We start from the raw sequence: 23,791 nt of genomic DNA, 5'->3' as shown, positions 1-23,791 counted from the left end.
CCCGCCTCGCCGGCCGGTGGCTACGGTCCCCGGGGGCGTGGCGGGTGCTCGACGGCTGCGTCGCCGTGACGATGCTGGCGCTGGGCGTCGGCCTCCTGCTCGGCTGACCCCCGCCGTCACGTTCTACACGAACGGCCCTGTGCCGCAACTCAGTTGCGCGACTGTGCCGTTCGTTCGGTGGTGGCGACGGGGGCAGCGGGCGCCGCAGGGCGGGGGCGGGTGTGACGGCGCAGCACCATCCACGCCGCGAGCGCCATCGCCGCGAGGACGGCCGCGCCGAGGGCGGCGGTGACGTCGACACCGAGCGCGAAGGCCGCGCGCGCCGACTCGATCACCGTCGGGTCGGCCGAGTCGACCGCCCCGCCGAGGGTCTCGCGGGCCGGGCCCGCGGGCGCGTCGACGGATCCGCGGTAGACGGCGGTCAGTACCCCGCCGAGCAGGGCCGTGCCGAGGACGGCGCCGAGCTCGTAGGCGGTCTCCGACATCGCCGAGGCCGATCCGGCCCGGTCGACGGGGGCGGCGGTGAGGACGACGTCGTTGGTCAGTGTCTCGGTGAGCCCGATCCCGGCACCCACGAGCACACCCGCGACGAGCAGCACCGCCGCCCCCGTGGACGCGCCGAGCAGCACGCACAGTGCGTAGCCGGCGGCAGCCGTGGCGAGTCCGGTGGGCACGAGGACCCGGATCGGGACCCGCCGCGCGAGCCACGCCGCGACCAGGCCGGCGACGACCGTCGCCGCGAACCCGGGCAGCAGGAGCATCCCGGAGCGCATCGGGCCGAGGCCGAGGACGAGCTGCAGGTACTGCGCGGAGAAGAAGAGCAGTCCGGTGAGGGCGAGCATCGTCGTCAGGTTGGCGAGCATCGCGATCCGCAGCACCGGCGAGGAGAGCAGCCGCAGGTCGAGGACCGGTTCGCGGCCGGCGGCGGCGAGCCTGCGGGCGCGGCGGACGAACGCGATGCCGGCCCCGGCGCCCACGACGAGCGCCGTCGCGATCGCCGCGACCGAGCCTCCGGACGCGACGAGCTTGATCGCGAGGACGACCGGCACGACCGCGGCCATCGACGCGGCGACGCCGCCCAGGTCGAGCCGGCCGCGCCGCACCCGGGCGGACTCGGGCAGCAGGAACAGCGCGAGGACCACGACGAGCGCGGTGACGGGCACGTTGACCAGGAAGACCGAGCCCCACCAGAAGTGTGCGAGCAGCGCGCCGCCGACGAGCGGGCCCAGGGCGGCGCCCGCGGCGAAGCCCGTCGCCCAGATCGCGAGGGCGAGCCGGCGCTGGTCGCGGTCGACGAACAGGGTCCGGACCAGCGCGAGGGTGCTCGGCATCAGCATCGCGCCGAAGAACCCGAGGAGTGCGCGGGCGGCGACGAGGTGCGCGGCGTCGGTGGCGAACGTGGCGGCCAGCGAGACGATGCCGAAGCCGGTGACGCCGATGACGAGCAGGCGCCGCGATCCGACGCGGTCACCGATCGTGCCCATGGTGACGAGCAGCCCGGCGAGGACGAGCGGGTAGGCGTCGACCATCCAGAGCAGCGTGGTCGCGCTCGGCGAGAGCGCCGTGGTGATGGCGGGCAGCGCGAAGCTCAGGACCGTGTTGTCGACGGCGACGAGCAGCGTCGGCAGGAACAGGACGGCGAGCGCGAGCCACTGGCGGTGGCCTGCGCGCGGGGGCGGGGTCGGGCGCGTGGGGACGCGCGGGATCGCGACGGTCATCTCGTGGGTCCTCGGGGCGTCAACGAACGGGGGAGTTCTATACCGTCCAGACGGTACAGTTTCGCAGGTTGTTCCCGCCATGGGCCGGATGTGCGACGTGCCACCCCGCCCGGGCCGGCCGACTCCTAGACTCACTCCGTGCCGAGCGCCCGTGATCGCGTCCTCGACGCCTACGAGACGCTGCTGATCGACGCCGGCCCCGGCAGCACGACCCTCGACGCCGTCGCCGCGGCCGCCGACGTCTCCAAGGGTGGCCTGCTCTACCACTTCGCCTCGAAGGACGCCCTGGCCGCCGGCCTGCTCGAGCGGCTCCGCGACCGCAGCGCCGCCGACGCCGAGGCCATGAAGGCCGACCCCGACGGCGCGGTCGCCTACTACCTGCGGACGTCGGTCCCCGGGCGCGCATCGCCCGTCGGGCTGACCCGCACCTACCTCGCCGCGCTGCGGATCGCCGACGCCAGCCCCACGGGCGTCACCGCCCGCGACGCGTTGGCGGCGGTCGACGCCGACGGGCTCGCCGCCCTACGCGCCGAGGTCCCCGACCCGCTGCTCGCCTGGCTCGTCCAGCTCGTCGGCGACGGCCTCTACCTGCGCACCCTCACCGGCGCGCCACTCACCGGGGTCGGCGACGTCGAGGACCTCGTCGGCGTCCTGCGCGGCCTGCTCACGCGCTGACCCGCTCCCCGGGGAGCACGCCGGCCAGGTAGGCGCGGACCTCGGCGGCATCGGTCGTCCGGATCCCGACGTGCCCGTCGGGGCGCACCAGGACCAGCTCGCCGTCGACGGGGAGATAGGCGTCGCGGGCGTGCCCGTCGGTGTCGACGACGCCGCCCGGCCCGATCTCGACGCACCGCACGCCCTCGCCGACCTCGGGTGGGGTCACGCCGAAGCCGAGTAGCGTCCACTCCCGCCCCCTGAGCAGGTCGAACAGTCGCACCGGCCGGTCTCCGTCCGGCGGCACGAGGCCGGTGGCGTCGGGGGCGCGGTCGCCCGGGCGCGGACCGTCCCCGTCGACCCCCGGCGCCAGCGGACCGCCGCGGTAGCTCACCCCGAACTGCAGGGCGCGCTCGCCGTCCTCACCGCGGTCGAGCAGGGTGCGCCGGGTCAGCCGGGCCGACAGGCCGAGCACATCGGCGGCGATCGGCAGCCGCTCGGCCTCGTAGGTGTCGACGAGCGCCTCGTCGGCACCCGCGACGACCGCCGCGAGCTTCCACCCCAGGTTCGCGCCGTCCTGGATGCCGGTGTTCATGCCCTGCCCACCCGCCGGCGAGTGCACGTGCGCGGCGTCGCCGGCCAGCAGCAGCCGACCGACCCGGTAGCGGTCCACCATCCGCTCGTTCAACCGCCACCGCGACGACCAGCCGACGTCGAGCACCCGCACCGTCCCGCCCGTGGCCTGGTCGAGGATCTTCTGCACGACGTCGTGTGTCGGTTCGCGGTCGTCGTCGGCCTTCATCGAGGCCTGGAACTGGAACCGGTCGGTCGTCGCCAGCGGGCACAGCGCGACGAATCCGAGGTCGGGGCCACCGAAGCCGTGCCAATAGTCGCGGTCGACACCCTCGACGCGGACGTCGGCGATCAGCATCCGGACCGTCTCGTCGGTCTCGCCGAGGAACGTGAACCCGCCCAGCCGCCGGACGGTGCTCGACCCGCCGTCACACCCGACGACCCAGCGGGCGGTGACGCGCTCACCGTCGTCGAAGGTCGCGGTCGCCGCGTCGTCGTCCTGGGTGAGATCGGTCAGGCGACGACTGAACTCCACCCGTCCGCCCGCCTCGGTGAGGGCGTCGCGCAACACCTCCTCGACCCGGAACTGCGGCAGCATCAGCGGCCGCGCGTACGGGCTCGACGGCGTCGGCTCCGCACCCGGGTGCAGGTCGCGGACCGCGAAGCCGCCCTCGCCGTCGGGGTGGCGCATCGGCAGCCGGAACCGGCCGAGCGTCATCAGCCGGCGGCCGACGCCCAGCAGATCGAGCACCTCGAGCGTCCGCGGCTGCAGCCCTTTGCCCCGTGAGCCGGTGAAGGGCCCGGTGGCCGCGTCGACCACCCGGACCCGCACGCCGCGGCGTGCCAGTTCGCATCCCAAGGTCAGGCCGGTCGGGCCTGCTCCCACCACCAGTACGTCGATGTCCATGCCGACGACGGTAGCACTAAACTGGAACTGAGTACCAGAAAATACTTAGTGTCATTTGTTGCTGAGTCGCAGATCGGACATACTCGCCCTGTGAGCGACCCCGGACTGCGCGAACGCAAAAAGGCCCGCACCCGGGCCGACCTGCAACGCCACGCACTGCGCCTCTTCCGCGAGCACGGCTACGCCGAGACGACCGTCGACGAGATCGCCGCCGCCGCCGACGTCTCACGCAGCACGTTCTTCCGCTACTTCCCCACGAAGGAGGACGTCGTCCTCTTCGACGACGTCGACCCCCTCATGGCCGAGGCCTTCGCCGAACTACCCCCCGACACCCCGCTGCTCCACGCCATGCGCACCGGCGTCACCACCGCCTTCCGACGGCTCCCACCCGAGAAACGCGAACTCGAAGAAATCCGCATGGCCCTCGTCCGCAGCGCCCCCGAACTCCAAGCCGCCGCCCGCGAACGCAGCGGCATCACCGTCACCGCCATCGCCGACCGCATCGCCGACGCCTACGGACGCCCCCGCGACGACCTCGACGTCCTGGTCTTCGCCGGCGTCGTCGCCGGCGCCCGGCTCACCGCGCAAACCCTCGCCGACCGCACCGGCGAGAGCTACATCGACGCCCTCGACCGCGTCATGAGCCGCCTCGAGGACGGCATCCCCCTCGACGGACTCACCCTGGGCTCCCACGCCACCCGGCTCGCCGACGGCCTCGTCGAACAAGCCGCCGGAAGCGACGGCACCGCCGACACGACGCGACCGGAACAGCACCGGATGTGACGAACGGGGTCGGAATCCGGCACGACCCGGCGCATGATGGACGGGTCCACCGGGTACAGGTTGCTGACAGCGCCGTCGAGCAGACACCGATCGCAGGAGGCCCCACCGTGACCACCGGTCAGTACCTGGTGTTCCTCGTCGTCGCGCTCGCCCTCACCGTGGCCGTCGGCCGCGTGCTCTTCCTCTCCGGAGAACCGTTCCTCGAGGAGGTCTTCCAGAGCAAGGAGACCGCCCGCTCGCTGAACCTCCTGCTCACCGTGCTGTTCCACCTGCTCACGCTGGGCGTGCTCGCGATCATCTCCACGATCGAGGTGCCCGTCGAAGGCGTCCTGCAGACGATGGTGACCAAGTTCGGCGTCGTGCTCGTCATCGTCGGCATCGCCTACGGCGTGTCGATGCTCGTGCTCTTCCGCGTCCGCGAACGCCGCCGCGCCGCCGTCACCGCGGAGAACGTCCAGGTGCGGATCGCCGAACAGAGGAGCCGTCCTGCAGGCGGCGAACCCGTCCCGCCGCCCAACTGAGCCCTCTTCAACCCGTCCGCGCCGCCACCGGGCCCGCGCTGCGCGCGATCACCGGCAACAGGATCGGCAGCCGATGCGCCGTGACGTTCCAGAACCGCGACTCCGGATCGGCCGCCCGCCACGCCGACGCCAGCCGCGTCGCCGACTCCTCGTCGACCACCCGCCGCGGCCTCGGACGCATACGCGACCGCGACCGGACCTCACGGTCGAGCTCCCGCCACGCCGCCGACGCGCTTCCGTGCACACTCACCGTCGGCTCACCGGTGTCGTCACCGATCACCAGCGTGTAGGCACTGACCACGTCGTACGACGACACGGACGGACTCCCTCGACTAGCGGACCGCGACGGCATCGGCGGGTACCAGGACAGCGTGCTCGGTTCGTTCAGGCGTTGCGCGCCCGGGTCCAGAGTGAGGCATCCGGAGCGTCGCGCGGCCGCGGCGCGCCGCGCCGGCCGCCGAGTCGGCACGAGAGTGCGCCGATCCGCCACCTGCCGGACCCCCGCCGCGAAGCCCGAACCGCTCGGCGCCCGGATCCCCGGCCCCGGCGCCTCACCAGCCCCATCCGTTCGGCGCCCCCGGCCCCTCGAACATCCGAGGGCGGCCACGGCCAGGTCAGCGGCCCAGCGACACCGACGACATGTTGAAGTCCGGCACCCGCAGCGGCGGCATCGCCGCACGGGTGAACCAGTCCTTCCACTCCCGCGGCACCGTCGGCACCGTCGCCCCGACCTCCGTCGCGCGGCGCAGCACGTCGAGCGGGGAGTAGTTGAACCGGAAGTTGTGCTCGACCTCCGCGACGACCTCCCCCTTCTCCACCAGGTACACCCCGTCGCGGGTCAGGCCGGTGAGCAGCAAGCTCGTCGGATCGACCTCACGGATGTACCACAGACACGTCAGCAGCAGGCCGCGCTCGGTACCGGCCACCATCTCGTCGATCGACGACGCCGACCCAGAAGGCCCACCCGTCAACAACAGGTTGTCGCCGGCCGGAGTGAACGTCGTGCCGAACTCGGCGGCCTCCGCCCGGGAGTACACGAGTTCGTCGACGACGCCCTCACGCACCCAGTCGACCCGCCGCGTCGGCGCGCCGTTGTCGAACACACTCGTACCGCCGCCGGAGCTCGACGTCACCAGGAACGGCTCGTACTCCAGGCCGCGGACCGTCGGGTCGCTGTACAGCGTCAACGGCAGCTCAGTGAGGCGTTCACCGACGCGCGGACCGTCGGGCCCCGAGAGGGCGCTGTGGCCCTCCTGCGCGGCCCGGCCCTCCATCGACCACACCAGGTAGACCATCAGATCGGCCACCGCGGACGGCGGCAGCAACGTCTCGTACCGGCCCGCCGGCAGCGCCGTCCGGCGCGCACCCCACTCCAGGCGCCGCGACGCGTCGGCCGCCAGCGCGACCACGTCGACGTCGGTGAAGTCGGCCGTGCCCACCGCCGTCCACGCCGACCCCTCGAGGTCGGGCGTCTTGACGTTGAGCTCCACCGACCCCGTCGGCTGCACCCAACGCCGGCGCACACCCGCCGACGTGCCCAGCCAGATCGTCGTGAGCGAATGGCTGGCGAAGCCGTAGTGCCGCAGGTCGCCAGCCAGCACGTCGGACAGGCCCCCCGCAAGGTCGCCGAACACCTCGATCGACGTGCCCGCCGCCTCGTCCGTCCACGACGGGTCGTCGACCACGTCGGTGGGCAGCTCCGCCGCGTCCCGCGACGGGCCCGCATCGCGCGCCACCTTCTCGCTGGCCGTGACCAGCTCGTCGAGCTGCACCGGATCGGTGATCGCCGCGCTGGAGCCGACCACCCCCGCCGCGGTGCCACCCTCGACCCGGACCAGCGAGATCACCGTCGTCCGGCGCGACGTGCCGAGGCCGTTCGTCGTCATCGTGGAGTTGGCCCAGCGCAGCACCGCCTCGCTGGTCTCGGACACGAGCACGACCCGGCCCACGACGTCGGCATCCGCGCGCCGCCCCGCCCCGAGGACCCGCTCGACGATCTGTTGCGGCGGCAGCACCGTCATGACGCCTCCTCCTGCGTGTTCAGGACGTTGACCCCGCGGAACAGCGCCGGCGGACACCCGTGGCTGACCGGGGCGATCTGCCCCGGCTGCGCCTTCCCGCAGTTCATCGCCCCACCGAGCCGCCAGCTCGACGGGCCACCCACCGCCTCCATCGAGCCCCAGAAATCAGTCGTCGTGGCCTGGTAGGCGACGTCGCGCAGCTGACCCGCGAGCCGGCCGTCCTCGATCCGGTAGAACCGCTGCCCGGTGAACTGGAAGTTGTAGCGCTGCATGTCGATCGACCACGACTTGTCGCCGACCACATAGATGCCCCGCTCGACGCGGCCGATCAGGTCCTCGACGGTCGTGTCGTGCTCCGGGTCGGGCTGCAACGACACGTTGGCCATCCGCTGGATCGGCACGTGGTGCGGCGAGTCGGCGAACGCGCAGCCGTTGGACCGCTCCAGGCCCAGCCGCGGCGCGAACGTCCGGTCCAACTGGTAGCCGACCAGCACGCCGTCGCGCACCAGGTCCCACTCCGTGGTCTCGACGCCGTCGTCGTCGAAACCGACCGTCGCCAGCCCGTGCTCCACCGTCCGGTCGCCCGTGACGTGCATGATCGGCGAGCCGTAACGCAGCGCGCCCAGCTTGTCGGGCGTCGCGAAGCTCGTGCCCGCGTACGCGGCCTCGTAGCCGATCGCCCTGTCGTACTCCGTGGCGTGCCCGATCGACTCGTGGATCGTCAGCCACAGGTTCGTCGGGTCGATCACCAGATCCGTCGGGCCCGCCTGCACCGACGGCGCCTTCGTCTTCTCCGCCAACAGCTCCGGGATCGCGGCCAGCTCACCGTCCCAGTCCCACCCCGTGCCCGTGGCGTACTCCCAGCCACGGCCCGCCGGCGGGGCGAGCGTGCTCATCGTCTCGAAGCCGCCCGCCGCCCTGTCGACCGCCGTCGCCGTGAAACCCGGCTCGATCCGGACCCGCTGCTGCACCGTCCGCGTCCCCGCCAGATCGGCGTAGAACTTGTTCTCCCGCACCTGCGACACCGACGCCTGCACGTGGTCGACCCCGTCGGCCGCCAACAACCGCTGCGACCACTCCGAGAGCAGCTCGACCTTCTCCCGCGTCGGCACCACGAACGGATCGACCTCGTAGGCCGACACCCACTCACCGACATGCACCGGCTCGTCGGCCCGCTCCACGCGCTCCCGCGCGACCGGCGCCAACGTGCGCGCCACCCCCACGGCCTGCGCCGCCGTCTCCGCCGCCCGCAACGGCGTCAGCTCGACGTGCGAGGCGAAACCCCACACCCCGTCGACCACCACACGCACCGCGAGACCCACCGACGTCGAGTCCGACACCCCGGTGACCGAGCCGTCGCGCAGCGAGATGGACTGGGAGACGATCCGCTCCACCCGCACGTCGGCATGCTGCGCGCCGAGCTCACGGGCACGGGACAACGCCGCATCGGCCAGCGCGTCGAGCGGCAGGTCCCGGAACGCCGGGTCGATCCTCGGATCAGGAGCCACGCCTGCAACCTACCGAGGCCCACCGACAAAGATCGACAGCTGGTTCGCGGACGTGAACGATTCGGGCGAACCGGCTCCGCGGCGTCGGGACAGCGTGCGAGCGTGCGTTTCATGGTCGACCGGTACGCCGAGGCGGTGCAGATACGTCGCACCGAGCTGGAGGCGCAGCGCGCGGGGTTGGCGGAGTACCGGGCGGAGGTACGCACCGTCTGCGGGCTGACCCGGGCGTCGGCCCCCACGCACGTCACCACGGTCGTCGGGGCGCTGTCCGCGGAGTCGATGCGCTACGTCGACCGGGCCTGCCGCGCCGACCGGGCCCTCTTCCCCTCGCACGCCCGTATCGCCGCGGACCGGGCCGTCGACCTGGTCGTGCAGCGGGTCGAGCGCGACCTGCTGCCGGAGCTGCGCCGGATCGCGACGTCACGGGGGCTGCCGATGGAGGTCGTCGCCACCCGTCCGCGCGACGCCACACCTCTCACCCTGCCTCCGCTGCCACCGGCGGCTCGTCCGTGGCAGGTGCTGTCGGGATCGCGGACGGTGCTGCCGTGGCTGGGGGTGCCGGTGCTCGGCGCCCCGGCGGTGACGGGGTCGGTCGGGCCGGCGGTGGGATGCGGGATCGTCGTGCTGGGGTTGACGGTCGGGGCCCGGTGGGTGGCCGCGGACCGGGCTCGTCTGCGGCAGTGGGCTGCAGGTGTGGCTGCGGCGGTTCGGGCCGCCTCGACGGCGGTGCTCGTCGCGCGACTGGTGCAGGTGGAACAGCAGGCCGTCGCCGCGCTCGACGTGGCGGTCGCGGCCCGGCTCGCAACAATCGAGGGCGAGCTCGCGGCACTCGCACACACCGAAGAAAGGAATGCCTGTGCCCGAACGTGATCCGATGTTGGCGGATGACCTCGACGCGCCCGGGGCCCCCTGCCTGCCAGGATTGCCCGTGAACCTGGGCGCCGACACCGACGAGGACGGCATCGTCGACACCCTCGCGGTGGTCGACGACCTCGACCTGTTGCTGCACATGGACCTCGACGGCGACGGCCTGTCGGACGAAGTGCTGGTCCTCGACGACATCCCCGGCGTGGAGCCGCGCGGGCGGTGGTGGTCGTGGCTCTGGCCCTGGTGAGGCCGGGGGCACGTGCCCTCGGGCGCTCCAAGGGGCGCCCCTCCCGAGCGGTCGCTCTACCCAGGTGCGGCACCGCCGCCCAGGTTCCTGGGCCTCGCGCCGGTTCCTGGGCCTCGCGCCGGTTCCTGGGCCTCGCGCCGGTTCCTGGGCCTCGCGCCGGTTCCTGGGCCTCGCGCGCATTCCGAGGTCGGCGCCTCACCTGCAGTCCGCGGCCGGATCGCGAAACCCACGCGGCGGCCTGAATCCCACGCGTTGCGCCTCACGCATCTGCAGTGCACTCGTCGCAGGACGTGCATCGGACGTGCAACCGGTGCGACGCCGCGACGCCAGACAGGCCGGCGACCGCGTGGGTTCCCGGACCACCACTCGCGCAACTGCGTCGGCGCCTCACTCGCAGCTCGCGGTCTGCTCGCGAAACCCGCGCGAGGGCGTGAATGTCGACGCGCTGCACCCTTGCGTCGGCGATCCACGCTGTGCAGGCACTGCGCCGATCCCGCATGGGCGCGTTCGGCGCCAGACAGTCCGGTCACCGCGTGAGTTCCCGGGCCACCGCGCATCTTCGGGTCGGCGCTCACCTGCAGTCAGCGGCCGGATCGGGAAATCCAGGCGGCGACCTGAGCCCTCGTGCGCTGCGCCGCTTGCAGCGCAGGTGCCCCCACACGCCGCGCCGCATGGACTTCTGGGTCTCCGCGTTGGTTGCAGCGTCGGCACCGCACCTGCAGCCTGCGCGCGAACCGTGAAAGCCGCGCGGCGACAGGGATGTCGACGGGGCGCACGCTTCCGTCACCGCCGCGCGCTTGCACGAGGGTGCGCGCGGCGGCACACCGGGCGCGGCAGGCCCACGAGGCACAGCAACCCACCGGACGCGGACGCCCACGAGGGCGCGGCGGCGCTGCACGGGTGCCGCAGCCCACGGAATGCAGCAGCTCACGAGATGCAGCCCACCGGACGCGGACGCCCACGAGGGCGCGACAGCCCACCGAGCACGGCAGCCCACCCGGCGCGACAGCCCACCGGGTGCCGCAGCGCTGCAACGGATGCGGCGGGTCCGCCGCGTCGGCAATCGGGTCGGGGCGCAGGTTGTCCGGTCGTCGTCAGGTATGCAGGGTGCACCCCGTACGCAGAACCCCCGCGGCGATCCCACAACCCGCGCGCCGACCCTGCGCGCCGCCCCGAGGAGCACGCCCCCGACCCGAGGACCACGCCCAGCCGGAGGGCGCCCCGGCCCGAGGACCCCGCTCCGGCCCTAGGGCCCCGCAGCGGGCCCCCGACACCGCGCGGCGAGCCCAGACCGCGCCGTGAGCCCAGACCATGCGGTGAGCCCAGACCATGCAGGCCCGAGGACCCCGCAGCGATCAGGCCGCCCGGTCAGCGCCGCGGTTCCCTGCTGCCCCGACCCGACGCTGCCCCCAACCCGCGACGACGGCGCCGCACCCCTTGCCGGGGGTGCGACGCCGGGGTCAGCTGGGGTTGCCGGGGCCCTGGGGCGGGCCCCAGATGTCGCGGCCACCCTGGTCCTGCTGCGGGCGACCCTGCGCGGGCGGCGTCGGCTGACCCTGCGCGGGCGGCTGACCCTGCGCCGACGGCTGACCCTGCGCCGACGGCTGGGCCTGCGTGGGGGCCGTCGGCTGGGTGTGGCCGGCCGCCTGGCCCGGGGCGCCCGCGGGGACGGGTTGTCCCGGGGGCGGGCCGGCGGGGGCGGGGTTGTCGGTCTGCTCCGCCTCGGCGACGAGGCGGGCGTACCGGACGCCCGCTGCCAGCAGGACCAGGCCGGCACCGAGGAAGGCGCCGACGCGGGCGAGGCCGTCGAGGGAGACCAGGTCGAAGAGGACCAGTTTGGCCACCGCGGCGGCGACGAGCACGAGCCCGGCGATGCGCAGGGGGGTGTTGCGGATGCCGCGGGCGAGGAGGACGAGGGCGAGGACCGTCCAGGAGACGGTGACGACGGCGTGTCCGGCGACGAACCCGTTGCGGTCGGGCGAGATCAGGAGGGCGAGGGCGACGGCGATGCCGGTGAGGCCGTAGAGCCCGACCAGCCCGGTGATGACCCAGAGGGCGGTGCGGCCGTCGCGGGAGCCGAGGAGCCCGGTGCGTTCGAAGGCGACGAGCAGCGCGACGGCGAGGCCGACGAGCAGTACGGCGACGAGTAGCCCGGTGACGAGGGCGCCCTGCTGCGGGAGGCCGCCGCGGACGAAGGGGGGCATGGGGAAGAGGGCGAGGACGGTGGGCGGGAGGGGTTGGGCGACGGCGCCGAGCACGCCGAGGATCGCGAAGCCGGCGGCGAACATCAGGGTGATGCGGCTGCGCAGTGCGGCGGCGGCGACGGTGAAGCCGATGGCCTCGCCGACGATGACGGCGGTCGCGACCTCGCCGGAGAAGGGCAGGGACGTCGCGACGAGGAGGGCGACGGCGCCGGCGGCGAGGGAGACGACGCGGGTGGGCCGGGCGAACGTGGGGACGAGCGCGACGCCGAGCATGAGCACGGCGGCCCCGGCGGCGAGGGCGGCGCCGCCCCAGCCGCCGAGGCGGCCGGCGAGGACGAGGGTGGGCAGGGCGGCGGAGGCCAGGACGCCGTGCGCGGGCGTCATGTCGCGCTTGACCAGCGCGTAGAGGGCGAAGGCGACGCCGACGACGAGGGTCGCGATGGCGGCGGCGCCGGCGCCCCAGAGTGCGGTGGAGCGGGCGACGCCGGCGGCGAGGGCGGTGTAGAGGACGGCCCAGCCGGCGCCGACGACGAGCAGCCAGGGCCAGTTGCGACGCAGGGCGACGATGCCGGCGGCGATCTCGAGGACGACGATGAGACCGCCGAGGAGCGGCACCCAGCCTTGGGTGACGATCGGGGCGAGGACTGCTGCGCCGACGACGGCTCCGATGGCGAGAGCCTGGAGGCGCCAGACGTCGGCGAGGCCGAGGCCGCCTGCGGCGACGAGGACGGCGAGGGCGAGCCCGACGGCGGGTGGCACGAAGCCGTATTGGGCGGTGGCGGAGCCGACGACGAGGTAGAGCGCGGCGACGCCTGTTCCGGCGACGGCGGCGGCGCCGGTGCGGGCGGTTTCCTTGCGGTGCAGCCAGGCGGCGAGGCCGATGAGGACGACGCCGAGGGCGGCGCCGGCGACGAGGCGGGCGCCGGGGGAGAACCAGCCGCGGGAGGCGGCGAGGACGAGCAGCATGACGACGCCGAGGAGGGTGACGGCGCCGCCGGTCCAGGCGAGCAGTCGGGCGCCGGAGAGCGACGCGGTCCAGTTCTGCTTGGGCGCGGCTGGGGGGCGGGGGGCCGGGTAGGGGTGTTGTTGCCGGTTCCAGGGTGCGCCGGTGCCCGGGGGCGGGAACTGCTGCCAGCGGGCGGCGGGCGCGGCGGCGGGGGGGCGGTTGCCGGGCCACGGCTTGGCGCCGGGGAGGGTGCCGGGTGCGGGTGGCCGCGGACCCGCAGGCTGTTGTGCGGCGGGCGCGGCGCCCGGGGTGGGTGCGACGGCCGGGCCGGGAGCGGCCGGGGGGTCGGCGGGAGCGGCGGGTGCCGGTTCCGGCGGCGTTCCCCGTAGGGACAGCAGTTCGCCGCCGAGGTCGTCGAGCCGCCGTCCCAGCCTGCCGAGCTCGGCGGCGACGGCGGCGAGCCTGTCGTCTGTCACCTGCGAATCGGACATGTCGCAGAGAATGACGATCTCCGGCGCGTCGTGGATGCGTAGTTGCACCCTGCGGAGGTCACGGATCGGTTACAACGTGGGGGCCGGGCCTCGGGAGGTCGGGGAGGGCGTCGGGGAGAATCGGCGGGCCAGACCCCGACCGACCTTTCCGGAGACGATGACCGTGGGCCCCGAGACCGTGACGGATGCGACGGCCGGCGGGGGCGCGCGGCGGACGGACCGGATCCCGAGTTTCGTCCATCAGCGCAATCGGCTGACGGAGGGCCAGCAGTCGGCGTGGGACCGGCTGTGGGGCACCTTGGGCCGGGATGTCGACGATCTCGTCGGCGGCCGGGAGCCGTTCGCGCCGGCCGCGTGGTTCGGTCGTGAGGCGCCGGTGGTGCTGGAGATCGGGTCGGGCATGGGGGAGACGACGGCGGCGTTGGCGGCGGCGGCGCCGGAGGTCGATCACGTCGCGGTGGAGGTGTTCGAGCCGGGGCTGGCGCAGCTGTTGTTGCGGATCGAGGACGCCGGCCTGGCGAATCTGTTGCTCCTGAGGGGTGACGCGGTGGCCCTGCTGGACTCGTGCATCCCGGTGGATTCACTCGACGGCATCCGCATCTTCTTCCCGGATCCGTGGCAGAAGCGGCGGCACCGCAAGCGCAGGTTGGTGCAGCCGGAGTTCGTGGCGTTGGCGGCGTCGCGGCTGCGGCCTGGGGCGATGTTGCACATGGCGACCGACTGGGCCGACTACGCCGTCCAGATGCGCGATGTGGCGGACGCCGAACGGTCGCTGCGGCGGGCGCCGGGGGTGGGGCCGGACGGCTTCTTGCCGCGCCCCGAATGGCGGCCGGTGTCGAAGTTCGAACAGCGGGCGGTCGTGGAGGGACGGGCGGTTTCCGACCTGATGTACGAACGGTTGTCACACTAGGGGAACAGTGACATACGCAGAGTAGCCATGTACAAAGATCCAGGAACGCTCCCCGTATCGATCGAGTGATCTCCTGGAGGCTGTCCGTGACCGCTGTGGTCAACGGTTACGGATCGTCGACGTCGGAGGGGCTCCCCGAGCAGCGCTGCCCGATGACCGGTCGCGGCCGGCCCGACGCGGGCCCGCCCGATCCGGGGCCGCAGCCGGTCGATCCGGACGAGGCGGTCGAGTTCCTGGAGCTGGTCGACGCGGAGGGTGCGGCGGGGGCGGGCGCGGAGCCGCTGCCGCAGCGGCGGGCCGCGGTGCTCGACGAGATCGCGGCGACGGGCACCTACCGGCACACGGGGGCGGAGCTGGCGTTCGGCGCCCGGGTGGCGTGGCGCAACTCGGCGCGCTGCATCGGGCGGCTGTACTGGAAGACGTTGCAGGTCCGGGACCGTCGTCACCTCACGGCACCGAGCGACGTCGCTGCGGAGTGCGTCACCCATCTGCGGGAGGCGACCCGCGGGGGGCGGATCCGGTCGTCGATCACCGTGTTCGCGCCGGACGTGCCGGAGCGACCCGGTCCGCGCATCCACAACGAGCAGCTCATCCGGTATGCCGGACACAGGCTTCCCGACGGCACCGTCCGCGGCGATCCGCGGCTGGCCGACTTCACGGATCTCGTCGAGAAGCTGGGGTGGCGCCGGCCGGAGCCGCGCGGCCGGTTCGACGTCCTGCCGTTGCTGGTCTCGGGTCCGGACGGCCGCCCGTCGTTGCACGAGCTGCCGGCCGACGCGGTGCTCGAGGTGCCGCTGTCGCATCCCGACCATCCGTGGTTCGCGGACCTGCGGCTGCGCTGGCACGCGGTGCCGGCGATCAGCAACATGCCGTTGCTGGTCGGTGGGGTGCGGTATCCGGCGGCGCCGTTCAACGGCTGGTACCTGAACACGGAGATCGGGGCCCGCAACCTGGCCGACGCCGACCGCTACGACCTGTTGCCCGCGATCGCGGCCCGGCTGGGGCTGGACACGAGCTCGGTGCGGACGTTGTGGCGCGACCGGGCGCTTGTCGAGCTGACGCTGGCGGTGCAGCACTCGTTCGACGAGGCGGGCGTGACGATGGCCGACCACCACACGGAGTCGGACCGTTTCCTCGCGCACGTGGTCAAGGAGGAGAAGGCGGGCCGGTCGTGTCCGGCGGACTGGACGTGGATCGTGCCGCCGCTGTCGGGCGGTCTGACCAGCGTGTTCCACCGCTATTACGACGACCCGCGCCCGGAGCAGCAGCCGGCTTTCCTGGCCCCGGCCCCGGACGCCGGCTGAACCGGGGACGTCAGGCCGGTGGCGGGGGCGGTGCCGCGAGTCCCGGCACCGTGCGGCTGCGCCCGCGGAACTCGGCGACGACGGCGTCCCCCGCGCGGACGGTGACGTCGTAGAGCCCGGAGCGGCCCGCCCCGCCCAGGTGGCGCGCCTCGGCGACCAGCTCGTCTCCGGCGGCGCCGGGGCGCAGGAAGGTGACGTCGGCGCCGGCGGCGACCGTCGACACGCCGAAGCTGTTGCACGCGTAGCCGAACGCCGCGTCGGCGAGCAGGAAGACGTAGCCGCCGTGGCAGATGCCGTGGCCGTTGAGGTGCTTGTCGGTCACGGTGAGCGCGGTGGTGGCGTGGCCGGGTCCGACGTCGACGAGCCGGACCCCGGCCTCGCGGGCGGCGATGTCGGCGTACTCCATCGCGGCCGCCGCCTCGCGGGCGACGCGGAGGGCGTCGGGGTTCTCAGGAGCCACGGGCGTCAGTCTGCCCCGGGGTCACCGCGGCGGGCAGCCGGACGGGCAGGGTCGTCTCGACGACGGTTCCGGCGCCGGGCGCGCTGCGCACGACGAGGGTCCCGCCGTACTCCTCGACGGCGAGCGTCACGAGGCGGAGGCCCACGTGCCCGTCGGCGGGGGTGAGGGAGGGGTCGAAACCGCAGCCGTCGTCGGTAACGGTCATGCGGACGTGGTCCGCGCGAGGGGTGTCGACGTCGATCCGGACGACACCGGGCGCGCCGTGCCGGACGGCGTTGCGCAGCAGTTCGCGGCCGATGCGGTGCAGGAGGGTGACGATCCGGGCGTCGGGCTCGTCGGTCAGACGCACGTCCGTCTCCAGGGCGACGTCCGCGGCGGTCCGCTCGTGCTCGGTGGCGAGGTCGTGCAGGGAGGTGCGGACGTCGGGGGTGCCGAGCCCTCCGGGGGCGAGTTCGGTGAGCAGTCCGCGCAGGAGCCCGACGTCGCGCTCGACGAGTCCGTGGGCCCGGCCGAGGAGCTCGCGCCGGCCGTCGGCGGTCTCGTCGAGGAGCAGTGCGTCGAGGAGCAGGCCGGTGCCGGCGAGGTCCTGGACGACGCCGTCGTGCAGGACCTGGGCGAGGCGGCGGCGTTCGCGTTCGGAGGCGGCGAGGCCGTAGTGGAGGACGGCCTGCCGTTCGCGTTGGTCGCGTTCGACGCGACGCGCCAGCGACAGGGTGATCGGGACGGTGGCGGCGGCCAGGACGAGCAGGCTGCCGATGACCAGCGGGAGCAGGTCGGCCATCGCGCTGCGGACGGTCGCGGCGGTGTCGACGGGCACGTACACCTCGAGCCGCATGGGCACGCCCCAGGCGTCGCGGAAGCCGACGAACGCCTCCAGCAGGGTGCGGCCGTCGGCGCGTTCGTAGCGGTGTTCGGGGTCGTCGGGGACTTCGAGGACGACGATCTCGCCGGCGTCGAGGCGGCGGGCGAGGTCGGCGTCGAAGCGGCGGCGTTCGCCCTCGATGCGCGGTTCGTCGGAGACGACGACCTGGACCTGTTCGCCGACGACCCGCCAGATCTTGACCCGGGCGAGCATCCCGGAGTCGATGAAGGGGGCGAGGCCGGCGAGGACGTCGTCGCGGGAGGTGGGGTCGACGGGGTCGTAGTGGTGTTCGGCGAGGGCGACGACGACGGCGGTGGCGACGCGGCCGGAGACGTCGCGGGCGGTGCGGTGGGCCTCGCCGTTGGCGAACAGCCACAGCCCGCCGACGGTGATCCCCGACAGCACGGCGGTGACGACGGCGGTGAGTACGGCGTGCCGGACGAGGGCGCGGCGGACGGCGTGGCGCACGGTCAGTGGGGGCCGGGGAGCGCGACGACGCCGAGCCGGTGGGCGACGACGACGGCTTCGAGCTGGGTGTGGGCGTCGAGCTTGCCGAGCAGGACCTTGATGTGGTCGCGGGTGGTGTGCAGGGAGATGCCGAGTTCGGCGGCGATGCGGTGGGCGTCGAGGCCGCGGGCGAGTGCGTCGAGCACCTGTTTCTCGCGCGCGGTGAGGTGGGGGTGGACGGGGGCGGGTGCGCCGCCGCGGACGGCGTCGAGGATCTCGTGCAGCGACCCGTCCTTGGGCAGGAACGCGACGGCGCCCTCGGCGAAGGCCTGTTCGGCGGCGTCGGCGCGGGGGTGCGCGGTGAGGACGACGGCGCGGACGAGCGGGCGCAGCGTCCGCAGCCAGGGCAGGAAGGTGAGTCCGTCGCCGTCGGGGAGCTGACGGTCGACGATCGCGACGTCGAACGCGGTGGTGGCGGCGACGCGGGCGGCGTCGGCGAGGGTGTGGGCGACGGCGACGCAGCACAGGTCGGGCTGCATCCCGAGGGTCAGCGACAGCATGTCGGTGAAGACGCGGTGGTCGTCGAGGACGAAGACGGACGTGCGTCCCCCCGAATTTTGGGGGGACGACTCGGACATACCAGAAGTTTAGCCTCACCTAATCCTTTTCCCCTCAACCATCCGCGAAGGATCAGGTGTCACTGCGATGTCCTCACCACGGCGACGGTTCGGCCTGCTGGCCGGCGCTCTCACCGCGGCGCTGGCCCTCTCGGCCTGCGGCGGCGCCTCCACGCCCGCGACCACCGCGGCCTCCGGCGACCGGACGCTGGTCGTGTACTCGGGCCGTGAGGAAGCGCTGGTCGGGCCGCTGATCGAACAGTTCGAGCAGGCGTCGGGGATCACGGTCGAGACCCGGTACGGGTCGACCACCGAGATGGCCGCGCAGCTGCTCGAGGAGGGCGACCGCACCCCGGCGCAGGTCTTCCTCTCCCAGGAGTCGGGCGCCCTGGGTGCGGTCGCCGCCGCGAACCGGCTCACCACCCTCCCCGCCGACGTCACCTCCGTCGTCCCGGCCGCGTACACGTCGAAGGACGGGTCGTGGGTCGGGCTGACCGGGCGCGCCCGCGTCGTCGCCTACGACAGCCAGACCTACTCCGCCGACCAGGTCCCCGGTGACATCACGAAGCTGGTCGAGCCGCAGTGGAAGGGCAAGGTCGCGATCGCACCGACCAACGCCTCCTTCCAGGCCCACGTCACCGCGCTGCGGGTCAGCGCCGGTGAGGAAGCCGCCCGCAACTGGGTGAAGGGCCTCAAGGCCAACGAGGTGCAGATCCACCGCAACAACGGCGCGATCCTCGAGGCCGTGAACGCCGGCACCGCCGGACTCGGCCTGATCAACCACTACTACTGGGCCCGGTCGGAGACCGACCCGACGACGCTGCGCGCGCAGCTCAAGTTCGGCGACCCGGGTTCGGTCAGCGCCCTGGTCAACGTGACGGGCGCGGGCATCCTCACCGGGGCGGCGCAGTCGCCGGAGGCCGCGGAGTTCGTGAAGTTCCTGGTGTCGCCGCAGGCACAGACGTACTTCGCGGCGGAGACGGCCGAGTACCCGCTGGTCGCGGGTACCGGGGCGCCGAAGGCCGTGCCGCCGCTGGAGCGCCTCGGCGGCCCGGACATCGACCTCGCGACGCTGTCGTCGGTGCAGGAGACGGTCGCCATGCTCACCCAGGAAGGCCTGGTCTGAGCATCCGGTCTCGCTCGCGGTCCGGCACTCCCGGGCCGCTGCTCGCGGCGGGCGCGGCGGTTGCCGCGCTCGCCGCTCTCCCGTTGGTCTACCTCGTCGTGCGGGCGGGCCAGGCCGGCGGCGACCGCGTCGTCGACGTCCTGACCCGGGCGCGGACGTGGGAGCTCGCCGCCAACACGGTGCTGCTGGTCGTGGTGGTGTGCCTGGGCTGCCTGGTGCTGGGCGTCGCCACCGCGGTCGCGGCGACCCGGGTGCGGCTGCCCGCGCCCCGGGCGTGGTGGGTGCTGGCGTCGCTGCCGCTGGCGATGCCGTCGTACATCACGGCGTTCGCGTGGCTGGCCGCGTGGCCGGGAATCAACGGGTTCTGGCCGCTGGTCGGCGTGATGGTCCTGGCCTGCACCCCGTACGTGACGATCCCGGTGCTGGCGGCGCTGCGGCTCGCCGACGCCGGTCCCGAGGACGTCGCGCGCACGCTGGGCCGCGGCCCGGTCGCCGCGTTCACGACGGTCACGTTGCCGCAGGTCCTGCCGGCGGCGCTGGCGGGGTCGCTGCTCGTCGCGCTCTACACGCTGTCCGACTTCGGCGCGCCCGCGCTGTTGCGCTTCCCCGCCTTCACCTGGGCGATCCACTCGTCCTACACCGGTTCCCTGGATCGTGTGACCGCCGCCGTCCTCGCCCTGCTGCTGACGGTCCTGGCGCTCGCGCTGGTGCTGGCCGAACGTCGGGTCCGGCGGCGCACCTCCGCAGGGCGCGCGGTCGTCGCCACCCGGCGCTCCGTCCCCGTCACGCTCCGTCCCTGGGCGACAGCGCTGGTGGCGACGGGCCTCGCGGCCGTCGCCGCGCTGTCGTTGCTGCTCCCGCTGGGCGTGCTGGCGGGTCGCATCGTGCGCGCCGGCACCACCCCGGACTGGGCCGACCTGGCCCGCAGCACCGTCACCACCCTCGCGCTCGGCGCCGCCGCGGCCGCCCTCGTCGTCGTGCTCGCCGTGCCGGTCGGGGTGCTCGCCGCCCGGTACCGCGGACGGGCGGTCGGCGTCGTCGAGTCGGCGGCCTACCTCGGGCACGGGCTGCCCGGGATCGTCGTCGGGTTGTCGCTGGTCTTCCTGTCGCTCGGGCTGGTGCCCGGGCTCTACCAGAGCGCGCCCGTGCTGGTGTTCGCGTACGCGGTCCTGTTCCTGCCCAAGGCGATCGGCGCGACCCGGGCCGCGGTGGAGCGTGTCCCGACGTCGGTCGAGGAGGTCTCCCGCACCCTCGGCCGCTCCGCGCTCGGCACCTGGTTCGCGGTGACGGGCCGCCAGGCCTGGCCGGGCATCGCCGCGGGCGGGCTGCTCGTGGCGGTCACGACGATGAAGGAGCTCCCGGCCACCCTCATGTTGCGCCCCATCGGAATCGACACCCTGGCGACGGACCTGTGGCAGCACACGTCGCTGGGCACCTACGGCGCCGCGGCCCCCGCGGCCCTGCTGCTCGTCCTCGCCGCGAGCGTCCCCGCGTGGTTCCTGTCCGAGCGGGGTCGCCGGTGACCGCCGCGCTGCAGGTGCGCGGGCTCTCCGCCGGCTACCGCACTCCGGTCCTGCACGAGGTCGACCTCGACGTCCGCGGCGGCGAGTTAGTCAGCGTGCTCGGGGTGAGCGGCAGCGGGAAGACGACGTTGCTGCGCGCCGTCGCCGGGCTGCACCCCGCCACGGCCGGCAGCGTCGCGCTGCGCGGACGCGACGTCACCCGGGTCGCGCCGCAGCACCGCGGCATCGGGCTCGTCCCGCAGGAGGGGGCGCTCTTCGGGCACCTCACGGTGGCGCGCAACGTCGGGTACGGGCTGCACCGGTCCGAACGGCCTCGCCGTGTCGCCGACCTCCTGGCGCGTCTGGGTCTGGACGGGCTCGCCGACCGGATGCCCCACGAGCTCTCCGGCGGGCAACGCCAACGCGTCGCCCTGGCCCGGGCGCTCGCCCCCGAGCCCGCCGTCGTCCTGCTCGACGAGCCTTTCGCCAACCTCGACGCCGGGCTGCGCGCCACCGTCCGCGCCGACGTCGTCGCCACCCTGCGCACGGCCGGGACCGCCGCGGTCCTCATCACCCACGACCAGGACGAAGCGCTGTCGGTGTCCGACCGCGTCGCCGTCCTGCACGAGGGCCGGATCGTCCAGGACGACGCCCCCGGTCGCCTCTACGCCGCCCCGGTGACGGAGTGGCTCGCGCGGTTCGTCGGCGACGCGACCCTGCTCCCGGGGGAGAGCGACGGAACGCTCGCGTCCACACCGTTGGGCAAGGTCCGTCACGGGACCGGGCTGACGGGCGCCGTCACCGCGGTGGTGCGTCCCGAGCAGGTCGCGCTGGGGGAGGGCGGGGTGTCCGCGCAGGTCACGGGGGTCGAGTTCCACGGCCACACCCGGATCGTGCGGCTCCTGCTGCCCGACGGCAGCGCGGCGACGGCCCGCGTCCCGGCGTCCGATCCGTCGCCGCGGCCCGGCGATCCGACGACGGCGGCGGTCACCGGCACCGTCCACGTCCTGCCCACCGAACCCTGTGAGTGGCGATAGTCGCTATAGCGACTATCGCCACTCACGAGGTCCGTTGGGCGGGCACACACCCCGGGTCGTCGCCGGTCACGGATAGGGTCGGGCCATGAGTGAGTCCGGCGGGTCGCCGCCACCTCGGGTGCTGCTGGTCTGGGACGCGCCGAACATGGACATGAGCCTCGGCTCGCTGCTCGGTGCGCGTCCGACCTCCACCTTCCGGCCTCGGTTCGACGCGGTCGGCCGCTGGCTGCTCGACCTCGCGGGCCCGGAGGCGACCGCCGAGGCCACCGTCTTCACCAACGTCGTCCCGGGCAGCACAGAGGTCGTGCGGCCGTGGGTCGAGGCGCTGCGCAACGTCGGTTTCGCCGTCTTCGCCAAACCGAAGACCAGCGAGGACTCCGATGTCGACGAGGACATGCTGCGCCACATCGCTTTGCGCGCCGACGAGGGCGTGCTGCAGCACGTCGTCGTCGCGTCGGGCGACGGCCGCGCGTTCCGCGAGCCGCTCGAGGAGCTCGTCGCCAAAGGTGCCGGCGTCACCGTCATCGGCTTCCGCGAGTACGCGACGTTCGCGCTGCAGTCCGAGGTCATCGAGTTCGTCGACCTCGAGGACATCGACGGCGTGTTCCGCGAGCCGTTGCCGCGCATGACCCTCGACACGCTGCCCGACGGCGGCGCCTGGCTGCCCCCGTTCCGGTCGCTGCGGTCGCTGCTCGATCCGCGACGGTGACCGTCCGCTTCACGGCGCCGGTCGCGCTGACCTGCGACGCGGAGTGCTCGGTGGTGCGCGACGCCGTCGTCGACGTCTCCGACGACGGGCGCCTCGCCTGGGTGGGTCCGCGGGCGCAGGCCCCGCCGTCCGACGCACCGGTACGGGCACTGCCCGGGCTGCTGCTGCCGGGGCTCGTCAACACCCACTGCCACACCCCGATGACGGTGCTGCGCGGCATGGGTGGCGACCTGCCGTTGATGGAGTGGCTCGTCGGCGTCATGTGGCCGGCGGAGGCGTTGCTCGACGGTGACGACGTCCGCGCCGGGATGGTCGCGGGCGGGATCGAGCTGCTGCGCACCGGCTGCACCACCAGCACGGAGATGTACTTCTTCACCGACGCCGTCGTCGACGCGGTGCTGGCGGTCGGGGCGCGGGCCGTCGTGACCCCGGGGATCATCGCCGCGCCGGGCTGGGACCGGCTCGGCACGTGGGAGCAGATGCGCGACGAGGTGTCGGCGCGGATCGACGCCCACGGCCTGCGGTCGGGTCCGGCCGAGCGGATCGAGCTCGGCTACGGCCCGCACGCCGCGTACACGCTGCCCGCCGCCGCGTTGTCCTCGATCGCCGAGCACGCGGCGCACCGGGATGCGCTCGTGCACATCCATGTCGCCGAGTCGGCGCAGGAGGACGCGCACGTCCGTGAGGAGTTCGGGTCGGTGCCGGCGCTGCTGGAGTCGTCGGGGCTGCTCGCGGGCCGGTTGCTCGCCGCGCACTCCGTCCAGCTCTCCGACGACGACGTCGCCCTGCTCGGCCGCCGCGGCGCCGGTGTCGCGCACTGCCCGGGGTCCAACGGCAAGCTCGCGGCGGGGATCGCGCGGGTCCCGGCGTTGCGGGCGGCCGGTGCGCGGGTGGGCCTGGGTACCGACGGCCCCGCGTCCGGCGACGATCTCGACCTCTGGCACCAGGCGCGGCTCGCGGGGCTGCTGGCCCGGCTCGGTACGGGCGACGCGGCGGCGCTGACGGCCGCCGACCTGCTGCTGCTGGCGACGCGCGACGGTGCGGCCGCCCTGGGACGCACGGACATCGGGAGGTTGGCGACCGGCGCGTGGGCCGATCTCGTGCACGTCGACCTGCAGGACCCGGCGTTCGTCGATCCCGACGACGACGCGCAGCTGCTGTCCAACCTGGTGTGGGCCGGGGGCGCCCGCGCGGTGCGTGACGTGTGGGTGGCGGGCGAGCAGGTCCTCGACGCCGGGGAGCCGACACGGGTGGACGCCGCCTCGGCACTGGCGGACGCGCGAGCGGTGGCCCGGCGGCTGCTCGCCAGGGTCTGACCGCCACGGCGTCGCAGGACGCCGCGAAGGCCGGGGCCGTGTCGACCGGGTCTCCCCTCCG

21 protein-coding genes are annotated in these 23,791 nt (G+C 73.9%); 12 read left to right on the top strand and 9 right to left on the bottom strand.

What is annotated here, in order from left to right:
• Positions 1–149: 149 nt before the first annotated feature.
• Positions 150–1,718, bottom strand: coding sequence for an MFS transporter (locus PSU4_RS09895; protein ID WP_147105297.1), 1,569 nt, complete (start codon positions 1,716–1,718; stop codon positions 150–152).
• A 138-nt stretch (positions 1,719–1,856) separates the two neighbouring features.
• Here PSU4_RS09895 and PSU4_RS09890 point away from each other — a divergent pair, with 138 nt between their 5' ends.
• The gene (locus tag PSU4_RS09890; RefSeq protein ID WP_147105294.1) at positions 1,857–2,393 is read left to right on the top strand and encodes a TetR/AcrR family transcriptional regulator; all 537 of its coding nucleotides are present in this window, start codon (positions 1,857–1,859) and stop codon (positions 2,391–2,393) included.
• Here PSU4_RS09890 and PSU4_RS09885 read toward each other — a convergent pair.
• Positions 2,383–3,852 (bottom strand): FAD-dependent monooxygenase, encoded by a 1,470-nt coding sequence (locus PSU4_RS09885; protein ID WP_147105292.1) that lies wholly within the window; start codon positions 3,850–3,852, stop codon positions 2,383–2,385. The two genes, PSU4_RS09890 and PSU4_RS09885, sit on opposite strands and share 11 nt — an antisense overlap.
• A 90-nt stretch (positions 3,853–3,942) precedes the next feature.
• Between PSU4_RS09885 and PSU4_RS09880 the strand changes: the two genes are divergently transcribed.
• The gene (locus tag PSU4_RS09880) at positions 3,943–4,635 is read left to right on the top strand and encodes an acyl-CoA-like ligand-binding transcription factor (RefSeq protein ID WP_147105289.1); all 693 of its coding nucleotides are present in this window, start codon (positions 3,943–3,945) and stop codon (positions 4,633–4,635) included.
• A 107-nt stretch (positions 4,636–4,742) separates the two neighbouring features.
• The gene (locus tag PSU4_RS09875) at positions 4,743–5,156 is read left to right on the top strand and encodes a hypothetical protein (protein ID WP_147105287.1); all 414 of its coding nucleotides are present in this window, start codon (positions 4,743–4,745) and stop codon (positions 5,154–5,156) included.
• 7 nt (positions 5,157–5,163) lie between these two features.
• Here PSU4_RS09875 and PSU4_RS09870 read toward each other — a convergent pair whose 3' ends face one another.
• The 3 genes from PSU4_RS09870 to PSU4_RS09860 all read right to left on the bottom strand — a co-directional run bounded on the left by PSU4_RS09870 (position 5,164) and on the right by PSU4_RS09860 (position 8,685).
• Entirely contained in the window at positions 5,164–5,472 is a 309-nt protein-coding gene (locus PSU4_RS09870) for a hypothetical protein (protein ID WP_246115031.1), read from the bottom strand.
• A 298-nt stretch (positions 5,473–5,770) separates the two neighbouring features.
• Positions 5,771–7,177, bottom strand: a complete 1,407-nt coding sequence (locus PSU4_RS09865) for a metallopeptidase TldD-related protein (protein ID WP_222596216.1) — start codon at positions 7,175–7,177, stop codon at positions 5,771–5,773.
• On the bottom strand, positions 7,174–8,685 hold the full coding sequence (locus tag PSU4_RS09860) for a TldD/PmbA family protein (RefSeq protein ID WP_147105281.1): 1,512 nt from the start codon (positions 8,683–8,685) through the stop codon (positions 7,174–7,176). Before PSU4_RS09860 ends, PSU4_RS09865 begins: the two co-directional genes overlap by 4 nt.
• Positions 8,686–8,787: 102 nt before the next feature.
• Between PSU4_RS09860 and PSU4_RS09855 the strand changes: the two genes are divergently transcribed.
• Both PSU4_RS09855 and PSU4_RS09850 read left to right on the top strand, forming a co-directional pair.
• Entirely contained in the window at positions 8,788–9,555 is a 768-nt protein-coding gene (locus PSU4_RS09855; protein WP_147105279.1) for a hypothetical protein, read from the top strand.
• Between the two features lie 58 nt (positions 9,556–9,613).
• Positions 9,614–9,799 (top strand): hypothetical protein, encoded by a 186-nt coding sequence (locus PSU4_RS09850; protein ID WP_147105276.1) that lies wholly within the window; start codon positions 9,614–9,616, stop codon positions 9,797–9,799.
• A gap of 1,460 nt (positions 9,800–11,259) precedes the next feature.
• Here PSU4_RS09850 and PSU4_RS09845 read toward each other — a convergent pair.
• The gene (locus PSU4_RS09845; protein WP_186816850.1) at positions 11,260–13,425 is read right to left on the bottom strand and encodes a DUF2339 domain-containing protein; all 2,166 of its coding nucleotides are present in this window, start codon (positions 13,423–13,425) and stop codon (positions 11,260–11,262) included.
• Between the two features lie 172 nt (positions 13,426–13,597).
• Here PSU4_RS09845 and trmB point away from each other — a divergent pair, with 172 nt between their 5' ends.
• Together trmB and PSU4_RS09835 are read left to right on the top strand one after the other, a co-directional pair.
• Positions 13,598–14,350 (top strand): tRNA (guanosine(46)-N7)-methyltransferase TrmB, encoded by a 753-nt coding sequence (gene trmB, locus PSU4_RS09840; protein ID WP_147105270.1) that lies wholly within the window; start codon positions 13,598–13,600, stop codon positions 14,348–14,350.
• A gap of 86 nt (positions 14,351–14,436) precedes the next feature.
• Positions 14,437–15,654 carry a nitric oxide synthase oxygenase gene (locus PSU4_RS09835; protein WP_373866039.1) on the top strand — a complete coding sequence of 406 codons (1,218 nt, stop codon included), beginning with the start codon at positions 14,437–14,439 and terminating at the stop codon, positions 15,652–15,654.
• A gap of 10 nt (positions 15,655–15,664) precedes the next feature.
• On the opposite strand, the gene paaI is transcribed toward PSU4_RS09835, so the two are convergent.
• The 3 genes from paaI to PSU4_RS09820 are packed head-to-tail and all read right to left on the bottom strand — an operon-like array spanning position 15,665 to position 18,061.
• Positions 15,665–16,060 carry a hydroxyphenylacetyl-CoA thioesterase PaaI gene (paaI, locus tag PSU4_RS09830; protein WP_147105346.1) on the bottom strand — a complete coding sequence of 132 codons (396 nt, stop codon included), beginning with the start codon at positions 16,058–16,060 and terminating at the stop codon, positions 15,665–15,667.
• Positions 16,061–16,103: 43 nt separating this feature from the next.
• Entirely contained in the window at positions 16,104–17,444 is a 1,341-nt protein-coding gene (locus tag PSU4_RS09825; protein WP_147105267.1) for a sensor histidine kinase, read from the bottom strand.
• A 2-nt stretch (positions 17,445–17,446) separates the two neighbouring features.
• The gene (locus PSU4_RS09820) at positions 17,447–18,061 is read right to left on the bottom strand and encodes a response regulator transcription factor (protein WP_147105264.1); all 615 of its coding nucleotides are present in this window, start codon (positions 18,059–18,061) and stop codon (positions 17,447–17,449) included.
• 67 nt (positions 18,062–18,128) lie between these two features.
• Between PSU4_RS09820 and PSU4_RS09815 the strand changes: the two genes are divergently transcribed.
• The 5 genes from PSU4_RS09815 to PSU4_RS09795 all read left to right on the top strand — a co-directional run bounded on the left by PSU4_RS09815 (position 18,129) and on the right by PSU4_RS09795 (position 23,730).
• Complete coding sequence (locus PSU4_RS09815) at positions 18,129–19,166, top strand: iron ABC transporter substrate-binding protein (protein WP_147105261.1); 1,038 nt, start codon at positions 18,129–18,131, stop codon at positions 19,164–19,166.
• Positions 19,167–19,249: 83 nt separating this feature from the next.
• The gene (locus tag PSU4_RS09810; protein ID WP_246115030.1) at positions 19,250–20,689 is read left to right on the top strand and encodes an ABC transporter permease; all 1,440 of its coding nucleotides are present in this window, start codon (positions 19,250–19,252) and stop codon (positions 20,687–20,689) included.
• Complete coding sequence (locus tag PSU4_RS09805; protein ID WP_147105343.1) at positions 20,686–21,705, top strand: ABC transporter ATP-binding protein; 1,020 nt, start codon at positions 20,686–20,688, stop codon at positions 21,703–21,705. Before PSU4_RS09810 ends, PSU4_RS09805 begins: the two co-directional genes overlap by 4 nt.
• Before the next feature lie 85 nt (positions 21,706–21,790).
• Positions 21,791–22,414: an NYN domain-containing protein gene (locus PSU4_RS09800; protein ID WP_147105255.1), complete on the top strand. Its 624-nt coding sequence runs from the start codon at positions 21,791–21,793 to the stop codon at positions 22,412–22,414.
• Positions 22,411–23,730 (top strand): amidohydrolase family protein, encoded by a 1,320-nt coding sequence (locus PSU4_RS09795; protein WP_147105252.1) that lies wholly within the window; start codon positions 22,411–22,413, stop codon positions 23,728–23,730. The genes PSU4_RS09800 and PSU4_RS09795 overlap by 4 nt, the downstream gene beginning before the upstream one ends.
• Positions 23,731–23,791 lie beyond the last annotated feature (61 nt).

This window comes from Pseudonocardia sulfidoxydans NBRC 16205, from assembly GCF_007989085.1.
Lineage (GTDB): Bacteria > Actinomycetota > Actinomycetes > Mycobacteriales > Pseudonocardiaceae > Pseudonocardia > Pseudonocardia sulfidoxydans.
The sequence above is the reverse complement of the archived record's forward strand: the minus strand, read 5'-3'. Positions and strand labels throughout refer to the sequence as shown.

What these genes read in the sequence shown, in the direction of transcription:
- PSU4_RS09895 (WP_147105297.1), bottom strand. Translation starts at nt 1,718, where the DNA reads ATGACCGTCGCGATCCCGCGCGTCCCCACGCGCCCGACCCCGCCCCCG.
- PSU4_RS09885 (WP_147105292.1), bottom strand. Translation starts at nt 3,852, where the DNA reads ATGGACATCGACGTACTGGTGGTGGGAGCAGGCCCGACCGGCCTGACC.
- PSU4_RS09865 (WP_222596216.1), bottom strand. Translation starts at nt 7,177, where the DNA reads ATGACGGTGCTGCCGCCGCAACAGATCGTCGAGCGGGTCCTCGGGGCG.
- trmB (WP_147105270.1), top strand. Translation starts at nt 13,598, where the DNA reads ATGACCGTGGGCCCCGAGACCGTGACGGATGCGACGGCCGGCGGGGGC.
- paaI (WP_147105346.1), bottom strand. Translation starts at nt 16,060, where the DNA reads ATGGAGTACGCCGACATCGCCGCCCGCGAGGCCGGGGTCCGGCTCGTC.
- PSU4_RS09820 (WP_147105264.1), bottom strand. Translation starts at nt 18,061, where the DNA reads ATGTCCGAGTCGTCCCCCCAAAATTCGGGGGGACGCACGTCCGTCTTC.
- PSU4_RS09815 (WP_147105261.1), top strand. Translation starts at nt 18,129, where the DNA reads ATGTCCTCACCACGGCGACGGTTCGGCCTGCTGGCCGGCGCTCTCACC.
- PSU4_RS09800 (WP_147105255.1), top strand. Translation starts at nt 21,791, where the DNA reads ATGAGTGAGTCCGGCGGGTCGCCGCCACCTCGGGTGCTGCTGGTCTGG.